We start from the raw sequence: 18,415 nt of genomic DNA, 5'->3' as shown, positions 1-18,415 counted from the left end.
AGCAAGCCGCACAGGGTAGAGATAACGGCTGGAAAAGAAAAGGGGAGTTGGAAGAATTTTATGGAAAGGCGAGAGTCATGCCAACACGGGCGGGCATGACTCTCACTTATCTGACTGTTTTAATAAGCACCATCGCGACGCAGCACCACACCGGCTGTTTTGAACAGGATGGCGATATCGGTCCACAATGCCCAGTTCTTAACGTACCAGGAGTCAAAGTACACGCGGGTGTCGTAGTCGATATCATTACGGCCACTGACCTGCCACAACCCGGTCATGCCCGGTTTGGCCATCAGGTAGTAATCAACGTCACCGGCATAGCGCTCAAGTTCTGCTTCAATGACCGGACGTGGCCCCACCAGACTCATTTCGCCCCGCAGCACGTTCCACAGCTGAGGCAGCTCATCAAGACTGGTTTTACGCAGGAACGCTCCGATCTTCGTCACGCGCGGATCGTTTTTCAGCTTAAAGTCTTTATCCCACTCAATACGTGCTTCTTCGCTGGTGGCCAGCAGTTCTTCCAGCACTTCCTTCGAGTTGGTGACCATTGAACGGAACTTCAGGCATTTAAATTTGTGACCATCCTGACCGACGCGTTCGTGACCGTAAATCTTGTTACCGCCATCGCGGCCCACCATCCAGCAAATCAGACCGAATGCGGGAGCCAGAAACAGCAGCAGCATAGAGGCAACCACCACGTCAAAGGTGCGCTTGAGGAAACGGGAAGAACGTTTTGCCAGGTTGTTACTGACCCGCAAGATCATCACTTCATGGCTGAAGATAAAGGACATATCGGTGCCGTACAGCGGCACACCGCGCAGGGTAGGCACCACCGAAACTGAACGACACTTCTTCTTCGACAGCAGCTTCAGCCACTTGTCACGCATCCCTTGCTGCTCATATTCCATGGCCACGATAAACTGGGTGTTTTCCAGGTCAACCGTATCCCAGACAATATCTTTCGAGGTGATGACCGGAACGCCATTCATATTTTCGGCGCCGGTATGGCCGTTGGGAGCAACAAACGCCGTGACTTCATAGCCCAGCAGCTCTTCACTTTGCAGCGCAGCATAGGCTTCACGGGCATTTTTGCCGGAACCGATGATGATGGTTTGCTTCTGCCACTGGCCCGCCTTGAGGATGGCGTGCTTAACGCTTGAACGCAGCAGCGGCACCAATACCAGCGCGTAGGCCCAGGTGAAGCTCCACAGCATGCGGGAGAAGTCCCACTTGGAAAAGGCAATCAGCGCCAAATCAAGCAGAGAGAAAATCACCAGGGTTTTAATTATTTCTTTTAATTCAAACCAGAATGGTTTGCGGTAGGTGTAATGACGTAACCGCATCCAAAACCAGGCGGTACAAACCACCGACATAACGAATTGCGCAATGAAGCGTATCTTCACTTCCTGAGGCGGGATAAATATATCTAAGTCACCCCAAATACCTTGCACAGTAGCCGCGGATAAAAACAGGGCCAGATTAATAGAGATTAAATCTGAAAGACTTAACGTGATCTTGGCAATAATGTTTTTTCGGGTGCCGCTAAACGCACGGCGACGGTCATTCAGTACAAGAGTACTTGCCATAGTGCCTGCTCTCTTTTCTTTAAGAATCAGTAACCTGACGAGGTTAATGCACGCGTTCAGGAGTAAAGGTATTGATACTAATTCCACTAGAATCAATAAATTATTCTTGGTAGCTCGCCGCATTCAGAGCGAGAAGAACAAATGGGACAGTAATGAAACATACAGCAGCGTGAATATCACTCTGTTTCACCATGAAGCAGTAGGACGAGTATGCAGGAGTTGTTTGAGTTAGTTAATACGGGAAAATCCTAAAAGTGGCGGGAAAGTGAGCAAAATAAAATTAGGATTAATACGCGTTAACCGAAGCGGTTAAATAGAGGGAAAAGCCAGGCAGTATGACGGTTTAATAACAGAGAGAGGGTATTTAAATGAAGGCTTCACCGCCACGAAAATTCGTCACGGTGAGCAGGGCAGAAAGGATCAGGCTGGTTTTTTTAGTATCCAGCGATCCTGCTGTTTGTCATAATGCCCGATGGCCAGATCGACAGGCTCGCCGTCAATCCACGCCGGTACGCTGGTTTCACCATCCCATCCGTCCAACTGATAACTCAGGTCGGGATTGGTCTGACAGGGAATGCTGACGGTCTCCACATTCTGCGCATCCAGCTCTGCATCGATGATTTCATAACGGCCAATCTTGACGATATGTCCCATGATAGTCTCCTCTTTAGTCCAGACACGAACTCTAAGCGTAGACGTTAACGTCAGGAGAGCGAGTATTCAGGACCAGGATTAGTCTTTATCTTAACTATCGACCGGTTATTCTTTCTCTTCGGCTACCCGCACACCAATCTTCACAATCTCGTTGGCTTCTTTCTCTGCCACAGTCCAGATCATGTTTTTCCACTCCACCTGGTCACCCACGACCGGTGCGCCACCGATCATGCCCGCAATCAGATGGCCCAGCGTCTGCTGTACATTCGTCTCTTCATCCAGATCGATGCCGTAAATTTCAGAAACATCATGCAGTCGGGCATCGGCTTGCAGAATAAAGTCGCCGAAGAAACGTTGATCGAGCGATACCGGCGGAGACTGGCTGAAGAGTTTTCCTAACTCCGGCAGGTCTTTCTCGCGACCGATGATGCACAACACGTCGCCTTCTCTCAGGCGGGTATTGCCGGTGGGATGCAGCAGAAGATTATCGCGGAACAGCGCCGCAATCCGGGTTTCCCTCGGCATCTTCAGGTCACGTAATGCGGCACCTACGCACCATTTGTCTGCACCCAACTGGTAGACAAACTGCTCCCAGGGATTTTCTGGATGGATATCCAAACCCACACGAGAGATTGGCGAGGCCGTAGGTGGGATTACCACGCGGGCTTTTCGCGCGGCATAGCCCAAAGAGGTGCCCTGAACCATCAGGGAAACCAGCACCACAAAGAATGCGATATTGAAGAACAGCGACGCGTGCGGCAGTCCGGCCATCATTGGGAACACCGCCAGGATGATTGGCACTGCGCCTCGCAGTCCCACCCAACTGATGAAAAAGCGCTCGCGGGTACTGAAGCCCCGGAACGGCAACAGGCCAATGTAAACGGACAGCGGGCGGGCAAACAGGATAAGCCAGGCCGAGAGCATCATCGCTGGCAGCGCAATGTTCCACAGGTCTTTAGGATTGACCAGCAGCCCCAGCACCAAAAACATGCCAATCTGGCTCAGCCAGGCCATGCCGTCAAAGGTTTGCAGGATGCCGTGACGGTTACGAATAGGGCGGTTACCCAGCAGGAAGCCACACAGATACACCGCCAGAATGCCACTGCCTTCCAGAACGGTTGTCAGCGCGAATACCAGGATGCCCCCACTGACCGCCAGCAGCGGATAAAGACCGCTGGCCAGGGAGATGCGGTTGATCAGCTGTTGCAACGCCCAGCCCCCACCGAGCCCCAGTACAATCCCCAAACCGAATTGCTGAATCAGATGAACGACAAACATCCAGTCAATGCCGGTCTGGCCTTGCTGGATCATCTCAATCAGGGTAATGGTCAGGAACACGGCCATCGGGTCGTTACTGCCGGATTCGATTTCAAGCGTCGCGCTGACGCGTTCGTTAAGGCCTTTGCCGCCCAGCAGCGAGAACACCGCTGCCGCATCGGTCGAGCCAATAATGGCACCCACCAGGAAGCCATCAATCATGTTCAGATTAAACAACCAGGCCGCGGCCATGCCGGTCAGACCTGCGGTAATCAATACGCCGACCGTGGCCAGAGACAATGCCGGGCCCAGCGCCACTTTGAATGAGCTGGCCTGCGTTCGCATGCCGCCATCAAGCAGGATCACCGCTAAGGCAAGGTTACTGATCAGATAGGCGGCCGGGTAGTTATCGAAGACAATTCCGCCGATGCCATCGACGCCAGCCAGCATTCCCAGCGCAAGGAAAATCACCAAAATTGGAATACCAAGCTTTGAAGAGAAGGAACTCAGCAAAATACTCGCAGCAACCAGCACGGAACCGATGATAAACAAACTGTAAATTGCGCTGGCTTCCAAGGGGGCACTCTCCTGTAGGTGGTAAAGGCTTTCTTTAACAGTCTGTTGTAATAACCCGGTGAATGTCAAAACATCGGTGCATTTCATTTAACCAATGTGGACATTTTTCTTAAGGATAGAGAATAACGCAAAAACGAGGCGGGTAAATGCCGTTCAGTGCGCATGAAATGTGGGTTATTTACAGGATTGAATGAAAAAAGTAGAGCAAGAGGGGATTTTAGCACAGTTGAGAGGGGCAATGGTGGAGTAAAGCCAGTAAAAATCTTACTGGCTTAAGGAAAAAAGCGGCGTGATTAGTGGTTCTCTTCAGCCTGTTTGTGGAACAGTGCACGGAATACCGGGTAGATATCTTCCGGCTCGCGAATATGCTGAATAGCAAAGTTATCGAACGTGGCTTGCAGATGCTCATACTCCCGCCACAGGGTCTGGTGAGCGCGTCGGGTTATCTCGATGTAACTGTAATAACGCACCACCGGCAGGATGTTTTTAGCAAGGATCTCATGGCAAAGTGGGGAGTCATCTGCCCAGTTATCGCCATCGGACGCCTGTGCCGCATAAATATTCCATTGCGCCGGGTCGTAACGCTCTTTCACCACTTCATCCATTAACTTCAATGCGCTGGAAACGATAGTGCCGCCGGTTTCCTGCGAATAGAAGAATTCCTGCTCATCGACTTCCTTCGCCTGAGTATGGTGACGTATATACACCACATCGACATTCTTGTAGGTGCGGCTCAGGAAAAGATACAACAGGATATAGAAGCGCTTGGCCATATCTTTGGTGGCCTGATCCATCGAACCTGAAACGTCCATCAGACAGAACATCACCGCCTGACTGGAAGGCTCAGGACGCTTTTCAAAGTTTTTGTAACGCAAGTCAAAGGTGTCGATAAACGGCACGCGCTTGATCCGCGCGCGAAGCTCAGCAATCTCTTTGCGTAAACGGTCTTCTTCCAGCAACTGCGCGGGTTCGGCGTTTTCAATCTCCTTGAGGGCAGTTTCCAGTTCCCCAAGCATGCGGCGCTTACCGGCGGTCATCGCAGTACGACGAGCCAGCGAGTTTTGCAGCGATTTAACCACGCTGATATTTGCCGGCACACCGTTGGCGGTATAGCCCGCACGGTGCACTTTGTACTCGTTGAGCTGACGATGCTGATTTTTCTTCAGGTTTGGCAGCGCCAAATCTTCAAAAAGCAGGTCGAGATATTCATCTTTGGAGATATTGAAGACAAACTCATCTGAACCCTCACCGTCCTGACTGGCATTGCCCTGACCACTGCCACCACCGCCGCTGCCACCCTGAGGGCGCTCGACGCGATCGTTTTGCACAAAATGGTCGTTGCCAGGATGGACGCGATGGCGCTGGCCGCCGCGGCCCTGATGGAAACTCGGTTCATTAATGTCATCAATGGGAATAGAAACGGATTCGCCGCTTTCGACGTCAGTTACCGAACGCTTATTGATGGCCTCGGAGATCGACTGTTTTATTTGCGACTTGTAGCGGCGCAAGAAACGCTGGCGATTCACCGCGCTCTTGTTTTTGCCGTTGAGACGCCGATCGATAAAATAGGCCATAACTCCCCCAAACATCGTTGCAAGCAGGGTCGGATTTTACCGACCCCTTGTAAATAACTTCTCAGGCAACTATCAGGATGATTTTCTGACGCGCAGATACCATTCGCACAGCAGGCGAACCTGTTTGCGGGTGTACCCTTTTTCCATCATGCGATCAACGAAATCATCGTGCTTTTTCTGCTCATCCGTAGAGGTTTTAGCGTTAAAGGAAATGACCGGCAACAGCTCTTCGGTGTTAGAGAACATTTTCTTCTCAATCACTGTCCGCAGTTTCTCGTAACTGGTCCAGTTCGGGTTGCGGCCGCTGTTATGAGCCCGGGCACGCAGCACAAAGTTGACGATTTCATTACGGAAGTCTTTAGGATTACTGATCCCCGCAGGCTTCTCGATTTTTTCCAGTTCCGCATTCAGTGATTCACGGTCAAACAGCTGGCCGGTATCCGGATCGCGGTATTCCTGATCCTGGATCCAGAAATCTGCGTAGGTGACATAACGATCGAAAATGTTCTGCCCGTATTCAGAATAGGATTCCAGATAAGCCGTCTGGATCTCTTTGCCAATAAACTCAGCGTATTTCGGGATCAGATAGCCTTTCAGGTGCTCAAGAAGCTTCTCGGACTGCTCCTGTGGGAACTGCTCACGTTCAATCTGCTGTTCCAGAACATAGAACAGGTGTACCGGGTTTGCTGCGACCTCAGCATGATCGAAGTTGAACACCCGCGAGAGGATTTTAAAGGCAAAACGCGTCGACAGACCGTTCATGCCTTCGTCCACACCGGCGTAGTCGCGGTACTCCTGATAGGACTTGGCCTTCGGATCGGTATCCTTCAGGCTTTCGCCATCATACACCCGCATTTTAGAGTAGGTGCTGGAGTTTTCCGGCTCTTTCAAGCGTGAAAGAATCGAGAAGCGAGCCAGGGTTTCCAGGGTGCCCGGCGCGCAAGGCGCATGGGTCAGCTCACTGTGATCCAGCAGTTTGGTGTAGATCTTGATCTCTTCAGAGACCCGCAGGCAGTAAGGCACCTTGACGATATAAACACGGTCAAGGAACGCTTCGTTGTTTTTGTTATTACGGAAGGTGACCCACTCAGATTCGTTGGAGTGCGCCAGGATAATCCCGTTAAACGGCAGGGCGGAAATCCCCTCAGTCCCGTTATAGTTACCTTCCTGAGTCGCGGTCAGCAGTGGGTGCAGCACTTTGATCGGGGCTTTAAACATCTCCACGAATTCCATGATCCCCTGGTTCGCCCGGCACAGTGCACCAGAGTAGCCGTAGGCATCAGGATCGTTTTGCGCGTGGTTTTCCAGTTTACGGATATCAACTTTACCGACCAGCGCGGAAATGTCCTGGTTGTTCTCATCACCAGGTTCAGTTTTGGCAATCGCCAGCTGTTCAAGAATGGACGGCCAGACTTTCACCACCTTAAAGCGGGAAATATCACCGCCAAAATCGTTCAGGCGTTTTGCCGCCCAAGGCGACATGATGGTGCCAAGGTAACGACGAGGCACGCCATACTCTTTCTCAAGAATATTGGCATCCTCCTGCGGATTAAACAGGCACAGCGGATGGTCATTGACCGGGCTGCGCTCGCCATCGGCACTGAGGACATAAATAGGCACTCGCTGCATCAGCGATTTCAGTCGCTCTGCCAGAGAGGATTTACCGCCACCCACCGGACCCAGCAGATAGAGGATCTGTTTCTTCTCCTCTAAACCCTGAGCGGCATGTTTAAGATAGGAAACGATCTGTTCAATCGCTTCTTCCATACCGTAGAACTCTTCAAAAGCAGGGTAGCGTGCAATGACACGGTTAGAGAACAGGCGGGAAAGGCGTGGCTCCTGAGCAGTATCAACCATTTGTGGCTCACCAATAGCCATTAACAGTCTTTCTGCCGCGTTTACGTATGCACTGCGATCCTGCCGACAAACGGTAAGAAATTCCTGCAGTGTGAACTCTTCGTCCTTGGCAGCTTCGTAACGCTGACGATAGTGATCGAATATATTCATAGCGATGCCCGTCCTTTCTTTTTTAGCACAGGTACCAGGAGCCGAATTGAAGTTAGCCCCTGAAGGAACTTATCAATGAGTACAGCAACCCTTATGCCAACCTGACGTTTTTTTATCGGGATACACAAAAATCAGGGTTACTTTGACCGGTAAAAATTAGCTTCTTTCAATAAAGCGTAGTTGGCATTTAAGAAATTTCCTGACCCCCAGGTTATTTTCAATGATATTTCAATAACAAAGTCAGAATCCGGGACAGCGATAACCTTGTCTGATGCGGGTTAGCCGAATTTTGTAAATAAGCCAAAACCCTCAATGAGCGTCCCACCCCCTAAAATTGATTCTACGTGCTACAGAACGTGTAAATTTTTAACCAAAGCCCGGTTGACTGATAAACTAGCCTCTTGATTGTTATATTTATGGAATGAATTAATTGTGAACTATTTCAAAGTTAGCGCGCTTGCTGTGCTTTTACCTTGCTCTTTTGCTGCCTTCACGGCAACGGCCAACCCGCTTACCCTTGGTGCCTCGGTGATTTACAGCCAGAGCCCGTATAAAGGAGGCGAGGGGCGTTACTACCCATTCCCTATTGTTAACTACGAAGGCGACAGCTTCTATGTCCGCAGCCTGACCGCCGGTTATTACCTGTGGAAGGACCAGCAGGATCAGCTTTCTCTGACGATCCTCGGTTCACCGCAAAACTTCGATCCCGATGACACCAAAGACAAGCGTCTGAAGGCGTTAGATAAACGCCATATGACCATGATGGGCGGTGTGACTTACCGTCATACGGCGGATTGGGGGATTGTGCGTACCGTGTTGGCTGGCGATCTGCTGGGCAACAGTGATGGCTTCATTTGGGATGCAACCTACCTTTATCGCTTCCAGTTTGGCGATCTGAGCCTGACGCCGGGCATTGGTGCGCTTTACAGCAGCGACAACCAGAATGACTACTATTATGGTGTGTCGAAGAGCGAATCACGTCGCAGCGGGCTGAGCAGCTATCAGGCTGATGGCAGCTGGAACCCGTATCTGGAACTGACGGCGGCCTACAGCATCAACCAGAGCTGGAACGCCACGCTGTCTGGACGCTATACCCGTTTAAGTTCTGAAGTGAAAGACAGTCCAATGGTGGACAATAATTCTCAGGTCACAATCTGGACCGGAGTCAGTTACACCTTCTGATCCGCTTTCATTGCACTAAATAAGGGCGCTTTGCGCCCTTTTGCACGATTGTGGCGATCAAAATCAGTGCAGGAGGTTCAAATGAGCAAATCCGTTATTTTTTCCGGTGATTCCCGTTTACCTGCCATCGGTCAGGGAACCTGGTACATGGGCGAAAACGCCAACCAACGCAAACAAGAGGTCGCTGCATTACAGGCCGGTCTCGAGTTGGGCCTGAAGCTTATCGACACGGCGGAAATGTATGCCGAAGGCGGTGCCGAGGCAGTGGTAGGTGAAGCTTTGCAAGGCCGTCGCGAAAGCGCCTGGTTAGTATCAAAGGTCTACCCGTGGAATGCCGGTGCTGTCGATGCGGTAGACGCCTGTGAAAGAAGCCTGCGGCGTTTAAAGACCGATTATCTGGATCTTTATCTGCTGCACTGGCGGGGAAATGTGCCGCTGGAGGAAACCATCCTTGCAATGCAGTCGCTGCAACGTCAGGGAAAAATTTTACGTTGGGGAGTGTCTAATTTTGACAGCGACGATTTGTGCGAGTTGTTGTCAGAGGAGGGCGGCACGGACTGTGCGGCAAATCAGGTCCTGTATCACCTCGCATCTCGCGGGATTGAATACGATCTTATTCCAGACTGTCAGCAGCAGCAGATACCCATAATGGCCTATTGCCCGTTGGCTCAGGCAGGAAAACTCCGCCATGCACTGCTCACGCACCCGGTGCTTACGGCAATTGCACAACAAAAGGGCATCAGCGTGGCTCAGGTATTGTTGGCTTGGGCGATCCGTAAAGAAGGGATAGTTGCTATTCCTAAAGCCAGTTCGATAGCGCATGTCGCTGAAAATGCCGCTGCGCTAGAGGTGACGTTAAGCAATGAAGAGTTGGGGATGATCAATCAGGCTTTCCCACCACCGACAGAAAAAATGCCGTTAGACGTGGTTTAACACGCCAGGGGAAGAGTGATTTCCCCTGGGTGTATATCTGCGTGACTTATCAACTACCTTTTCGTACCCGAATCGTCGCGGCAAGGCGTGAAGGGGATTCACCAGCGCTGACCATCGGCTGAGAAATATGGGCCGTCTCGACACAAACCATCGTTTTGTAACCTTCGTTAGCCATATCCCCCATACTGCAGGAGAGTTCCGGACCCGGATTCCAGGTGACAACGTCACTTTGATGGTGGTGATAAACTTCAATTATTCGCTTACCGATTTTGTCGTTGATAACGCTACAATCTTCCGGTTGCGTATGAATACGGTCAACACGATCGGGATAGGTTTGTTTGCCGTCCGGTGAGCTGCCGACGCTGCCGTTAGCCACTTTATCGATAAAGCTGTTACCTAAGCCAGTCACTTCCACACCGTCAATATCGGCTACGCAGAAATAGCTGTGCAGGGCGGCAGTCGCCTCGAAATCACCGTGGGCTTCCAGTTCAATCTCACAACGGCCAGCAAAGCGGAAACGGGCAAACAGCGTGAAGTCATGCGGCCAAAACTTTTTCGTCTGCTCATTACTTTCCAGCACCAGCGTCAGCATCACGCTGTCGTCGTTTTCATCATGCGCCGACAACGTCCAGGGAAGCGTTCGGGCGAAACCATGTGCGGGTTCACCTGCCGGACCAAACCACGGCCAGCAGATCGGCACGCCACCACGAATCGCTTTGCCGGCCGTCCAGGCGGTTTTCTCGCTCAGCCAAATCACCGGCTTTTCGTCAGCGGGCTGCCAGGCTATCAGCTGGGCACCCTGTAGGGTGACGGCGGCACGAACTTTAGGATGTGCGATCACCACAACGGGCAGGTCGCCAATTTTTCGCTGGGAAATATAGGGCGTTATCTGGGTAATAACCGGAAGCGAAAAGATTTTTTCGTTCATCTGTTTTCCTTAGCGTCAGCCAAAAAAAAGGGCGACCGTAGTCGCCCTCATCATCAGTTCACGTCGCTTATTTAGCGATGTGAGCAACCAGGTCCAGGACCTTGTTGGAGTAACCAGTTTCGTTATCGTACCAGGAAACCAGTTTCACGAAAGTGTCGCTCAGTGCGATACCGGCTTTCGCATCGAAGATAGAAGTCAGCGTTTCACCGTTGAAATCGGTAGAAACCACTTCGTCTTCGGTGTAGCCCAGAACGCCTTTCATTTCGCCTTCAGCGGCGGCTTTGATTGCTGCACAAATTTCTTTGTAAGAAGCAGGCTTAGCCAGACGTGCAGTCAGGTCAACAACGGAAACGTTAGGGGTAGGAACGCGGAACGCCATACCCGTCAGTTTGCCGTTCAGCTCAGGGATCACTTTACCTACTGCTTTAGCAGCACCGGTAGATGAAGGGATGATGTTCTGAGATGCGCCGCGGCCGCCGCGCCAGTCTTTGTGAGACGGGCCATCAACGGTTTTCTGAGTTGCGGTAGTTGCGTGAACTGTGGTCATCAGTGCTTCAACGATGCCGAACTTGTCGTTGATAACTTTAGCCAGTGGTGCCAGGCAGTTAGTGGTGCAAGATGCGTTAGAAACGATATCCTGGCCAGCGTAAGATTTGTGGTTTACGCCCATCACGAACATTGGGGTGTCATCTTTCGATGGACCAGTCAGCACGACTTTTTTGGCGCCAGCTTCAATGTGTTTACGCGCGGTTTCGTCGGTCAGGAAGATACCTGTTGCTTCAGCAACAACATCAACACCGATTTCGCCCCACTTCAGGTTAGCTGGATCACGTTCAGCGGTAACACGGATGGTTTTGCCGTTAACAACCAGATGGCCGTCTTTAACTTCTACCGTGCCGTCGAAACGACCGTGAGTAGAGTCATACTTCAGCATGTAAGCCATGTACTCTGCGTCCAGCAGATCGTTGATTGCAACGATTTCTACATCAGAACGCTGCTGAGCAGCACGGAAAACGATGCGACCGATACGGCCAAAACCGTTGATACCTACTTTGATAGTCATATATTCCACCAGCTGTTGTTAGTGAATAAAAGGTTGGCTGTAAAATTACAAAAACCTTACCAGGCGTCAAGCGGAATCGCTTCAATAGTTGCGACAAATCAAACCTTCACACAGGAATATCCGTCAAAAAGCATATTCCGTGACCACCACTAAACCTTGATGTTGGGTCGTCTTGCCCGAATATAAAGGGGTGATGAATTCAAAGGGTGATCTGAATCACATTTTCGTCTTCGGATCACTTTCAGACTCCGCCTGAGACGAAAAAAAGCCCTGACGTTGTTAAGTATTTGTTAGAATACTAGCCGATATTTTCAGTTTCACACTGCCAGAGACCCCTAAAATGGCTAAAGACCCGAACGAATTTACCCCAGAGACCGACCTGAACGAGATGCAGCGCTATGTGACGCAGCAGCGTGGCACCGAGCCGCCTTTCTCAGGCAAGCTGTTACACAACAAAGGCGAAGGGATTTATCACTGCCTCGTGTGTAATTCACCGCTGTTCCTGTCGGAATCCAAATATGATTCTGGCTGCGGCTGGCCGAGTTTTTACCAGCCTTATCACGATGATTCCATTAAGTATATTGAAGATGAATCTCATGGCATGCAGCGCATTGAAATCCGCTGTGGCAACTGTGATGCCCATCTGGGACATGTGTTCCCGGACGGCCCACAGCCAACTGGCGAGCGCTATTGCGTGAACTCCGCGTCGTTAAGCTTCTCCGACGACGATGGTAATAACATTAAGGGATAACGGCGATGGAACTTGATGAGATGATCGGCACGCTGACCCCGGAAGTCTATCAACGGCTGGTGACCGCGGTTGAAACCGGGAAATGGGCCGATGGCGTCGCGCTTACGCCAGAGCAAAAAGAGAACAGCCTGCAGTTAGTGATGCTCTGGCAAGCTCGCCATAACGACAATCCGCAACATATGAGTGTGGGTAAGGGTGGCGAGATGGTGATGAAAAGTAAAAAACAGCTCAAAGAAGAGTTTGGCATCACCGATGATCACGTGACTCGCATCAAGCTCCAGTAATTATTCCTGCAGGAATAATCTGCGACGAAGGGGCTCATTGTGGCCCCTTAAATGCCACTGACGACGTTTGAGGGGATCTTTAAAGAACGATCGCCCCTTTGGTCGCCATTTCTTCCAGAGCGCGTTCAGCGTCGCCTGCGGCCAGATTTACTCCCCGACAGCCGGCAGAGAGCACCGTGACGGTATAGCCCAGCGCGAGCGCGTCCAGCACGCTGTACTTCACGCAGTAATCCGTCGCCAGCCCCATCACGGTCAATGCAGTAATCCCCTGCGCTTTTAATACGCTATCCAGACGCGTTTTCTTGCGCCGGCCGTTATCAAAAAAGCCACTGTAACTGTCTATCAGAGGATCGTCACCCTTGTAGACACGCTCAGTGATATAGCGTTGCTCCAGCGCTGGATGTAGCTCCGCACCATAGCTGTGCTGGATACAATGATCGGGCCACCAGACCTGCGGCAATCCCGCCAGTTCGCCTTCGGTCCAGGGTTGGTGTCCTGCGTTCGACGCAAAGCTGCCGTGACTGGCGGGGTGCCAGTCAATCGTGGCTACCACAGGCTGCTGTCGCTGGCTGAACTCTGCCGCATACAGGTTGGCAATCGCGAGGGTGTCATCACCATCCTTCACCGCCAGCGCGCCACCGCTGCAGAAGTCATTCTGTAAATCAATCAGAAGCAGAGCCTGCCGGGTAGCCATCATTTTTTATCACTTCTCGTCAGGAGTCAGTTCACCGCGCAGATTGAGCTGCATCAGTCGCCGCACCTCATCACTGGAGAGGTTCTGGCTGAGCAGGAAGTGCAGCTTGGTCAGCGTCGCTTCCACCGTTAAATCATAGCCACTGATCACACCCGCCAGCGCCAGCGCATTGCCTGTGGCGTAACCGCCCATATTCACTTTACCGGACATACACTGCGTCAGGTTTACCACCACAATGCCCCGCGCGGAAGCTTCTTTCAGCTCTTTCAGGAAAGCCGGGTTCTGTGGGGCATTGCCGACGCCATAAGAGCGCAGGATCAGCGCCTTCACCGGTTGTAGCAGGAAGTTGCTGACCACGTCCGAGGAAATACCCGGATAGATGGTGACTACACCAATCGGCTGAGGGGTAATCGGATGAACGATTAATTCGCCATCTCCGGTAGGTGCGGGTGGCGTGTTAAGGCGACGAATATGAATACCGGCTTCCAGCAAGGGAGCCAGATTCGGTGAAGCAAAGGCGTTGAATCCATCGGCATGTGCTTTGGTGGTGCGGTTTCCGCGGTACAAGGTGTTGTTGAAGAACAACGCCACTTCATTAATTGGATAATTAGCGGCGACGAAAAGGGCGTTTAGCAGGTTTTGCTGCCCATCCGAACGCAACTGTTCGAGCGGAATTTGTGACCCTGTCACGATTACCGGCTTGGCAAGATTCTCCAGCATAAATGACAGTGCCGAAGCAGTGAACGCCATGGTGTCGGTGCCATGCAGGATCACAAAGCCGTCGTATTGATCGTAATTTTTACGAATATCATCCGCAATCGATTGCCAGTCCAGCGGCGTCATGTCTGATGAATCAATCAGCGGCTGGTATTCATGAATGGTGAAGTCGGGCATTTCGGCGCGATGGAACTCTGGCATATTGGCCAGCTGTTGCTGCAAATGTCCGGAAACAGGGATGAAGCCCTGATCGGAACGCTGCATGCCAATGGTTCCGCCGGTATAGGCGACGTAAATAGATTTCTTTTGCATGAATTCACTCAGGCTTGCCGAAAAGGCGAAGTATAAGGGGAAAGAAGAGGAAAAGCAGCCCGACCAGATGGCCGGGCTGGCTGTTTTATTTCACCTGCGCGCAGGTCAGGCACATCGCATAGCGGTTTTGCGGATCGTTCAGGTTATCAAACAGACCCGGCTGATTTCTCATTGACGCCATTACGTCGACCATCGGTGCCGGCATCCAGGCCTTAAGGGTTTCAGGCAGTGCGGCACGCACAGATACGTCCATCTGGCTGAACAGCAGATCCATAAAGTTTGGATCGTCCTGATACCAGCTCAGTTTGGCGTCCTTCAGTTTTGCCAGCTCGGCGGCTTTGGCGACGGCATCGTCGAAATCACCCATCGCATCCACCAGACCGTTAGCCTTGGCATCCGTACCCGTCCAGACGTGGCCCTGAGCAATCTGATCGATCTGCTCTGGCGTCTTGTTACGGGAATGAGCGACCAGACCGAGGAAGTTCTTATAGCCGTTCTCGATGCTCATCTGCATCATCTGCTGCACTTCCGGCGGTAATGCCTTAGTGGTAGAGATATCAGCCAGAGGCGAGGTGGACACGCCATCGGTATGCACGCCAATTGAATCCAGCGTGTTCTCAACGGTGTTAATCACGCCGAAGATGCCGATAGAGCCGGTCAAGGTGCTTGGGCTGGCGATGATGTAGTTAGCTGGCGTGGAAATCCAGTAACCACCCGATGCCGCCATGCCACCCATGGAAACCACCACCGGTTTCCCGGCTTCTTTCGCTGCTGCCAGCTCTTCACGGATCGTTTCGGAGGCCGTCACGCTGCCGCCTGGGCTGTTGACGCGGAAGACAATCGCTTTGATTTTAGGATCAAGGCGGGCTTCACGGATCTCCATGGCCGTCGTGTCGCCACCGACGCTACCCGCGGTTTCGTCACCATCCATGATGGCGCCGCTGGCCATGATCACCGCGATATTGCCGTCTGTTGAGCCGTTATCCTTCACCTGGTAATCGTAGATGCTGGTGCCTTTGTAATCTTTAGCCTGCTTATCCCAGCCGAAGATTTTGGTCAGCTGTTGATCGACCAGCGAGCGGGAAGCCAGTTCATCAACCAGTTTGCTGTCTTTGGCATACACCGCAGTATCGCCGCCGACTTTTTGCAGTCCATCCAGCACGCCCTGCGCGCCAGGGAACAGCTGTTCCGGCGTAATCTGGCGGTTAGCCGAAACGGTATTGAGGTAGTTCTGCCACAGCTCACCAATCCAGCGGCTGTCTGCATCACGGGCAGCAGGGGACATATCGTCACGCAGGAAAGGTTCAACTGCGGATTTATAGGTACCGACACGGAAGACATGTGAGCTGACTTTCAGCTTATCCAGCAGCGATTTGTAGTACAGGCCGTTAGTGGCAAAGCCGTGAAGGTCAACGGTTCCCTGCGGAGAAAGGTAGATTTTGTTGGCGAAGCTGGCGAGATAATATTGCGCCTGGCTGTAGCTGTCGCCGGTGGCATAAATCTGCTTGCCGCTGTCACGGAATTCGCGCAGCGCTTTGCCGATGTACTGCAGGGAAGGCTGATCGGCCCCGGCGAAGTCACGCAGATCTAAGACCATACCGGTGATATTGGCGTCACCTTTGGCCTGACGGATGGCATCGACAACGTCAAACAGCGAGTTCTCTTTCAGCTTGTCGCTGCTGGAGCCCAGTAACTGACGGCCGATCTTACTGAGCTTATTGCTGACGGAAGGCTTATCAACCACCACGCCACTCAGATCAACAATCAGCGCACCTTTTTGCGGTTCCGCAGGGGTTGAAGAGCTGCTGAACTGGAAATAGATGCCCGCGCAGATCAGGATCAGCACCACTAAAAACAGGTTGAGAATAAATTCCCGGACGAAATTCAGTAATCGCCAGGTCCATTTAAAAAATCCAGCGATAAATCGCCACAAAGTGCGCATATTATCTCCATAATCGCGATAAAAAAGCCCGGAAAAGGGGCGATGCCAGCGGGCTGAGCGGCCCAAACCGGGTGGGAATGCTGACATCCTAAATAGCAGGGGCCAAATTGTCAGCAGGAAAAAGCGGAATGCTGTAACAAATCATCATCCTGTGCTAGTTTCAGCTAAATGAAACTCATTATCAGGAGGAATTATGGACGCTCTGGATTTATTGGTTAACCGCCGTTCCGCGTCACGTTTAAGCGAGCCGGCACCCGCCGGAGAGGCCCTTGAAAACATCATGCGAGCCGGCATGCGCGCACCAGACCACGGCACGATGCAGCCATGGCGTTTTATCGTCATCGAGAATGAAGGCCGTGAGCGTTTCAGCGCATTACTGGAAAATGCTGCGCGTGAAGATCGCATGGAAGAGAAGGCGATTGAAAAAGCGAAGCAGTCGCCTTTCCGTGCACCGATGATCATCACCGTGGTGGCACATTGTGAAGAGAACGCTAAGGTTCCGCATTGGGAACAGGTTGTCTCAGCAGGCTGTGCGGTGATGGCCATGCAGATGGCGGCTCTTGCTCAGGGCTTCAACGGCATCTGGCGCAGCGGTGCCTGGACTGAGCATCAGGATGTGCGTCAGGCATTCGACTGTCGCGAGCAGGATGTGATTGTCGGTTTCCTCTACCTTGGCACGCCGCAGCTAAAATCTTCCACCACGGTTATTCCTCCCGATACGGCGCCATTTATCCGTTATTTCTGAGTGACAACGCTCTTCTGAACGGTCAGGGTGAACGCCAGCCCTGATTTTTGTCGGGATAATGAGCGAACGGTCGCGGAAAAATACCCTGAGACTTACTCCCGCCAGACGAAAGCGCTACCATATTGCCGGTAAACTAGGAGGGAGGTTGCCCATGAGTGAGAACGCGATACGCCTGACGCAGTACAGCCACGGTGCTGGCTGCGGCTGTAAGATTTCACCCAGCGTGCTGGAGACCATACTGCACAGCGATCATCCACTACGCAGCGATCCCCATCTGCTGGTGGGCAACGAAACGCGGGATGACGCGGCGGTCTACGATCTGGGGAACGGCACGGCGGTGGTCAGCACCACCGACTTCTTTATGCCAATCGTCGACGATCCGTTCGATTTTGGCCGTATCGCCGCGACCAATGCCATCAGTGATATCTACGCGATGGGCGGTAAGCCAATCATGGCAATTGCGATCCTTGGCTGGCCGCTGGACAAGCTGGCGCCTGAAATTGCCCGAAAAGTGATTGAAGGGGGTCGCAGCGTCTGCGCCGGGGCGGGGATTTCACTGGCGGGCGGTCATTCCATTGACGCACCCGAGCCGATTTTTGGTCTTGCCGTCACCGGCGTGATCGCACCTGATAAAGTGAAAAAGAACAGCTCTGCGCAGGCCGGCTGTAAACTCTTCCTCACGAAACCGCTGGGGATTGGCGTGCTGACCACCGCGGAAAAACGCGCAAAACTCAAGCCTGAACATCAGGGGCTGGCAACGGAAGTGATGTGCCAGCTGAACAGCGCGGGCGCGGTTTTCGCCGACATCGACGGGGTGACCGCGATGACTGACGTGACCGGCTTTGGCCTGATGGGCCACCTCAGCGAAATCTGCACCGGCTCCAACCTGCATGCCAATGTCTGGTTTGATCGGGTGCCAAGACTGGCTGGCGTCGACGAATACATTGCGCAAGGCTGCGTGCCGGGCGGCACGGATCGTAATTTTGCCAGCTACGGCCATTTACTGGGCGCAATGCGTGACGAACAGCGTAAACTGCTATGCGATCCCCAAACCTCAGGTGGCCTGCTGTTAGCGGTCAGACCTGAAGCGGAAGCGGTAGTTATCGAAAGCGCCGGGGCAATGGGGATCACCCTCACGGCTATCGGGGAACTGCTGCCGGCTAGTGCCGGACGTGCGTTAATTGAATTAGTTTCCTGAAGGAAGTCACTG

16 protein-coding genes are annotated in these 18,415 nt (G+C 52.3%); 6 read left to right on the top strand and 10 right to left on the bottom strand.

The genetic code is table 11. The features are described from left to right. Positions 1-119: 119 nt before the first annotated feature. The 5 genes from wbaP to yeaG form a co-directional block, all read right to left on the bottom strand. Positions 120-1,586 carry an undecaprenyl-phosphate galactose phosphotransferase WbaP gene (gene wbaP / locus EBC_RS13905; RefSeq protein WP_013202447.1) on the bottom strand — a complete coding sequence of 489 codons (1,467 nt, stop codon included), beginning with the start codon at positions 1,584-1,586 and terminating at the stop codon, positions 120-122. 420 nt (positions 1,587-2,006) lie between these two features. After that, positions 2,007-2,240, bottom strand: coding sequence for a DUF1480 family protein (locus EBC_RS13900; protein ID WP_013202446.1), 234 nt, complete (start codon positions 2,238-2,240; stop codon positions 2,007-2,009). Positions 2,241-2,345: 105 nt separating this feature from the next. Beyond that, positions 2,346-4,073 (bottom strand): potassium/proton antiporter, encoded by a 1,728-nt coding sequence (locus EBC_RS13895; protein ID WP_013202445.1) that lies wholly within the window; start codon positions 4,071-4,073, stop codon positions 2,346-2,348. Positions 4,074-4,366: 293 nt separating this feature from the next. Beyond that, positions 4,367-5,647 carry a YeaH/YhbH family protein gene (locus tag EBC_RS13890; RefSeq protein ID WP_013202444.1) on the bottom strand — a complete coding sequence of 427 codons (1,281 nt, stop codon included), beginning with the start codon at positions 5,645-5,647 and terminating at the stop codon, positions 4,367-4,369. Between the two features lie 72 nt (positions 5,648-5,719). Next, positions 5,720-7,654: a protein kinase YeaG gene (yeaG, locus tag EBC_RS13885; protein ID WP_013202443.1), complete on the bottom strand. Its 1,935-nt coding sequence runs from the start codon at positions 7,652-7,654 to the stop codon at positions 5,720-5,722. Between the two features lie 432 nt (positions 7,655-8,086). Between yeaG and EBC_RS13880 the strand changes: the two genes are divergently transcribed. Together EBC_RS13880 and EBC_RS13875 are read left to right on the top strand one after the other, a co-directional pair. Then, complete coding sequence (locus tag EBC_RS13880) at positions 8,087-8,836, top strand: MipA/OmpV family protein (protein ID WP_013202442.1); 750 nt, start codon at positions 8,087-8,089, stop codon at positions 8,834-8,836. Between the two features lie 81 nt (positions 8,837-8,917). Continuing rightward, entirely contained in the window at positions 8,918-9,769 is an 852-nt protein-coding gene (locus EBC_RS13875; RefSeq protein WP_013202441.1) for an aldo/keto reductase, read from the top strand. Between the two features lie 49 nt (positions 9,770-9,818). Here the strand turns inward: EBC_RS13875 and EBC_RS13870 are convergent, their stop codons facing one another. Beyond that, the gene (locus EBC_RS13870) at positions 9,819-10,697 is read right to left on the bottom strand and encodes a D-hexose-6-phosphate mutarotase (RefSeq protein WP_013202440.1); all 879 of its coding nucleotides are present in this window, start codon (positions 10,695-10,697) and stop codon (positions 9,819-9,821) included. A 67-nt stretch (positions 10,698-10,764) separates the two neighbouring features. Continuing rightward, entirely contained in the window at positions 10,765-11,760 is a 996-nt protein-coding gene (gapA, locus tag EBC_RS13865) for a glyceraldehyde-3-phosphate dehydrogenase (protein ID WP_013202439.1), read from the bottom strand. Between the two features lie 340 nt (positions 11,761-12,100). Between gapA and msrB the strand changes: the two genes are divergently transcribed. Both msrB and EBC_RS13855 read left to right on the top strand, forming a co-directional pair. After that, positions 12,101-12,511, top strand: a complete 411-nt coding sequence (gene msrB / locus EBC_RS13860) for a peptide-methionine (R)-S-oxide reductase MsrB (RefSeq protein ID WP_013202438.1) — start codon at positions 12,101-12,103, stop codon at positions 12,509-12,511. Positions 12,512-12,516: 5 nt separating this feature from the next. Next, the gene (locus EBC_RS13855) at positions 12,517-12,795 is read left to right on the top strand and encodes a YeaC family protein (RefSeq protein ID WP_013202437.1); all 279 of its coding nucleotides are present in this window, start codon (positions 12,517-12,519) and stop codon (positions 12,793-12,795) included. Between the two features lie 79 nt (positions 12,796-12,874). Here EBC_RS13855 and pncA read toward each other — a convergent pair whose 3' ends face one another. The 3 genes from pncA to sppA all read right to left on the bottom strand — a co-directional run bounded on the left by pncA (position 12,875) and on the right by sppA (position 16,460). Next, complete coding sequence (pncA, locus tag EBC_RS13850; protein ID WP_041692329.1) at positions 12,875-13,489, bottom strand: bifunctional nicotinamidase/pyrazinamidase; 615 nt, start codon at positions 13,487-13,489, stop codon at positions 12,875-12,877. Positions 13,490-13,498: 9 nt separating this feature from the next. After that, positions 13,499-14,518 carry an asparaginase gene (gene ansA, locus EBC_RS13845; protein WP_013202435.1) on the bottom strand — a complete coding sequence of 340 codons (1,020 nt, stop codon included), beginning with the start codon at positions 14,516-14,518 and terminating at the stop codon, positions 13,499-13,501. An 85-nt stretch (positions 14,519-14,603) separates the two neighbouring features. Beyond that, positions 14,604-16,460, bottom strand: coding sequence for a signal peptide peptidase SppA (gene sppA / locus EBC_RS13840; protein ID WP_013202434.1), 1,857 nt, complete (start codon positions 16,458-16,460; stop codon positions 14,604-14,606). 193 nt (positions 16,461-16,653) lie between these two features. On the opposite strand from sppA, the gene EBC_RS13835 reads away from it, so the two are divergent. Then, entirely contained in the window at positions 16,654-17,205 is a 552-nt protein-coding gene (locus EBC_RS13835; RefSeq protein WP_013202433.1) for an NAD(P)H nitroreductase, read from the top strand. A gap of 151 nt (positions 17,206-17,356) precedes the next feature. Next, positions 17,357-18,403, top strand: a complete 1,047-nt coding sequence (gene selD, locus EBC_RS13830; RefSeq protein WP_013202432.1) for a selenide, water dikinase SelD — start codon at positions 17,357-17,359, stop codon at positions 18,401-18,403. Positions 18,404-18,415: the final 12 nt, after the last annotated feature.

The organism is Erwinia billingiae Eb661 (assembly GCF_000196615.1).
Taxonomy (GTDB): Bacteria; Pseudomonadota; Gammaproteobacteria; order Enterobacterales; family Enterobacteriaceae; genus Erwinia; species Erwinia billingiae.
This window is presented reverse-complemented; position numbering and strand designations above follow the sequence as displayed.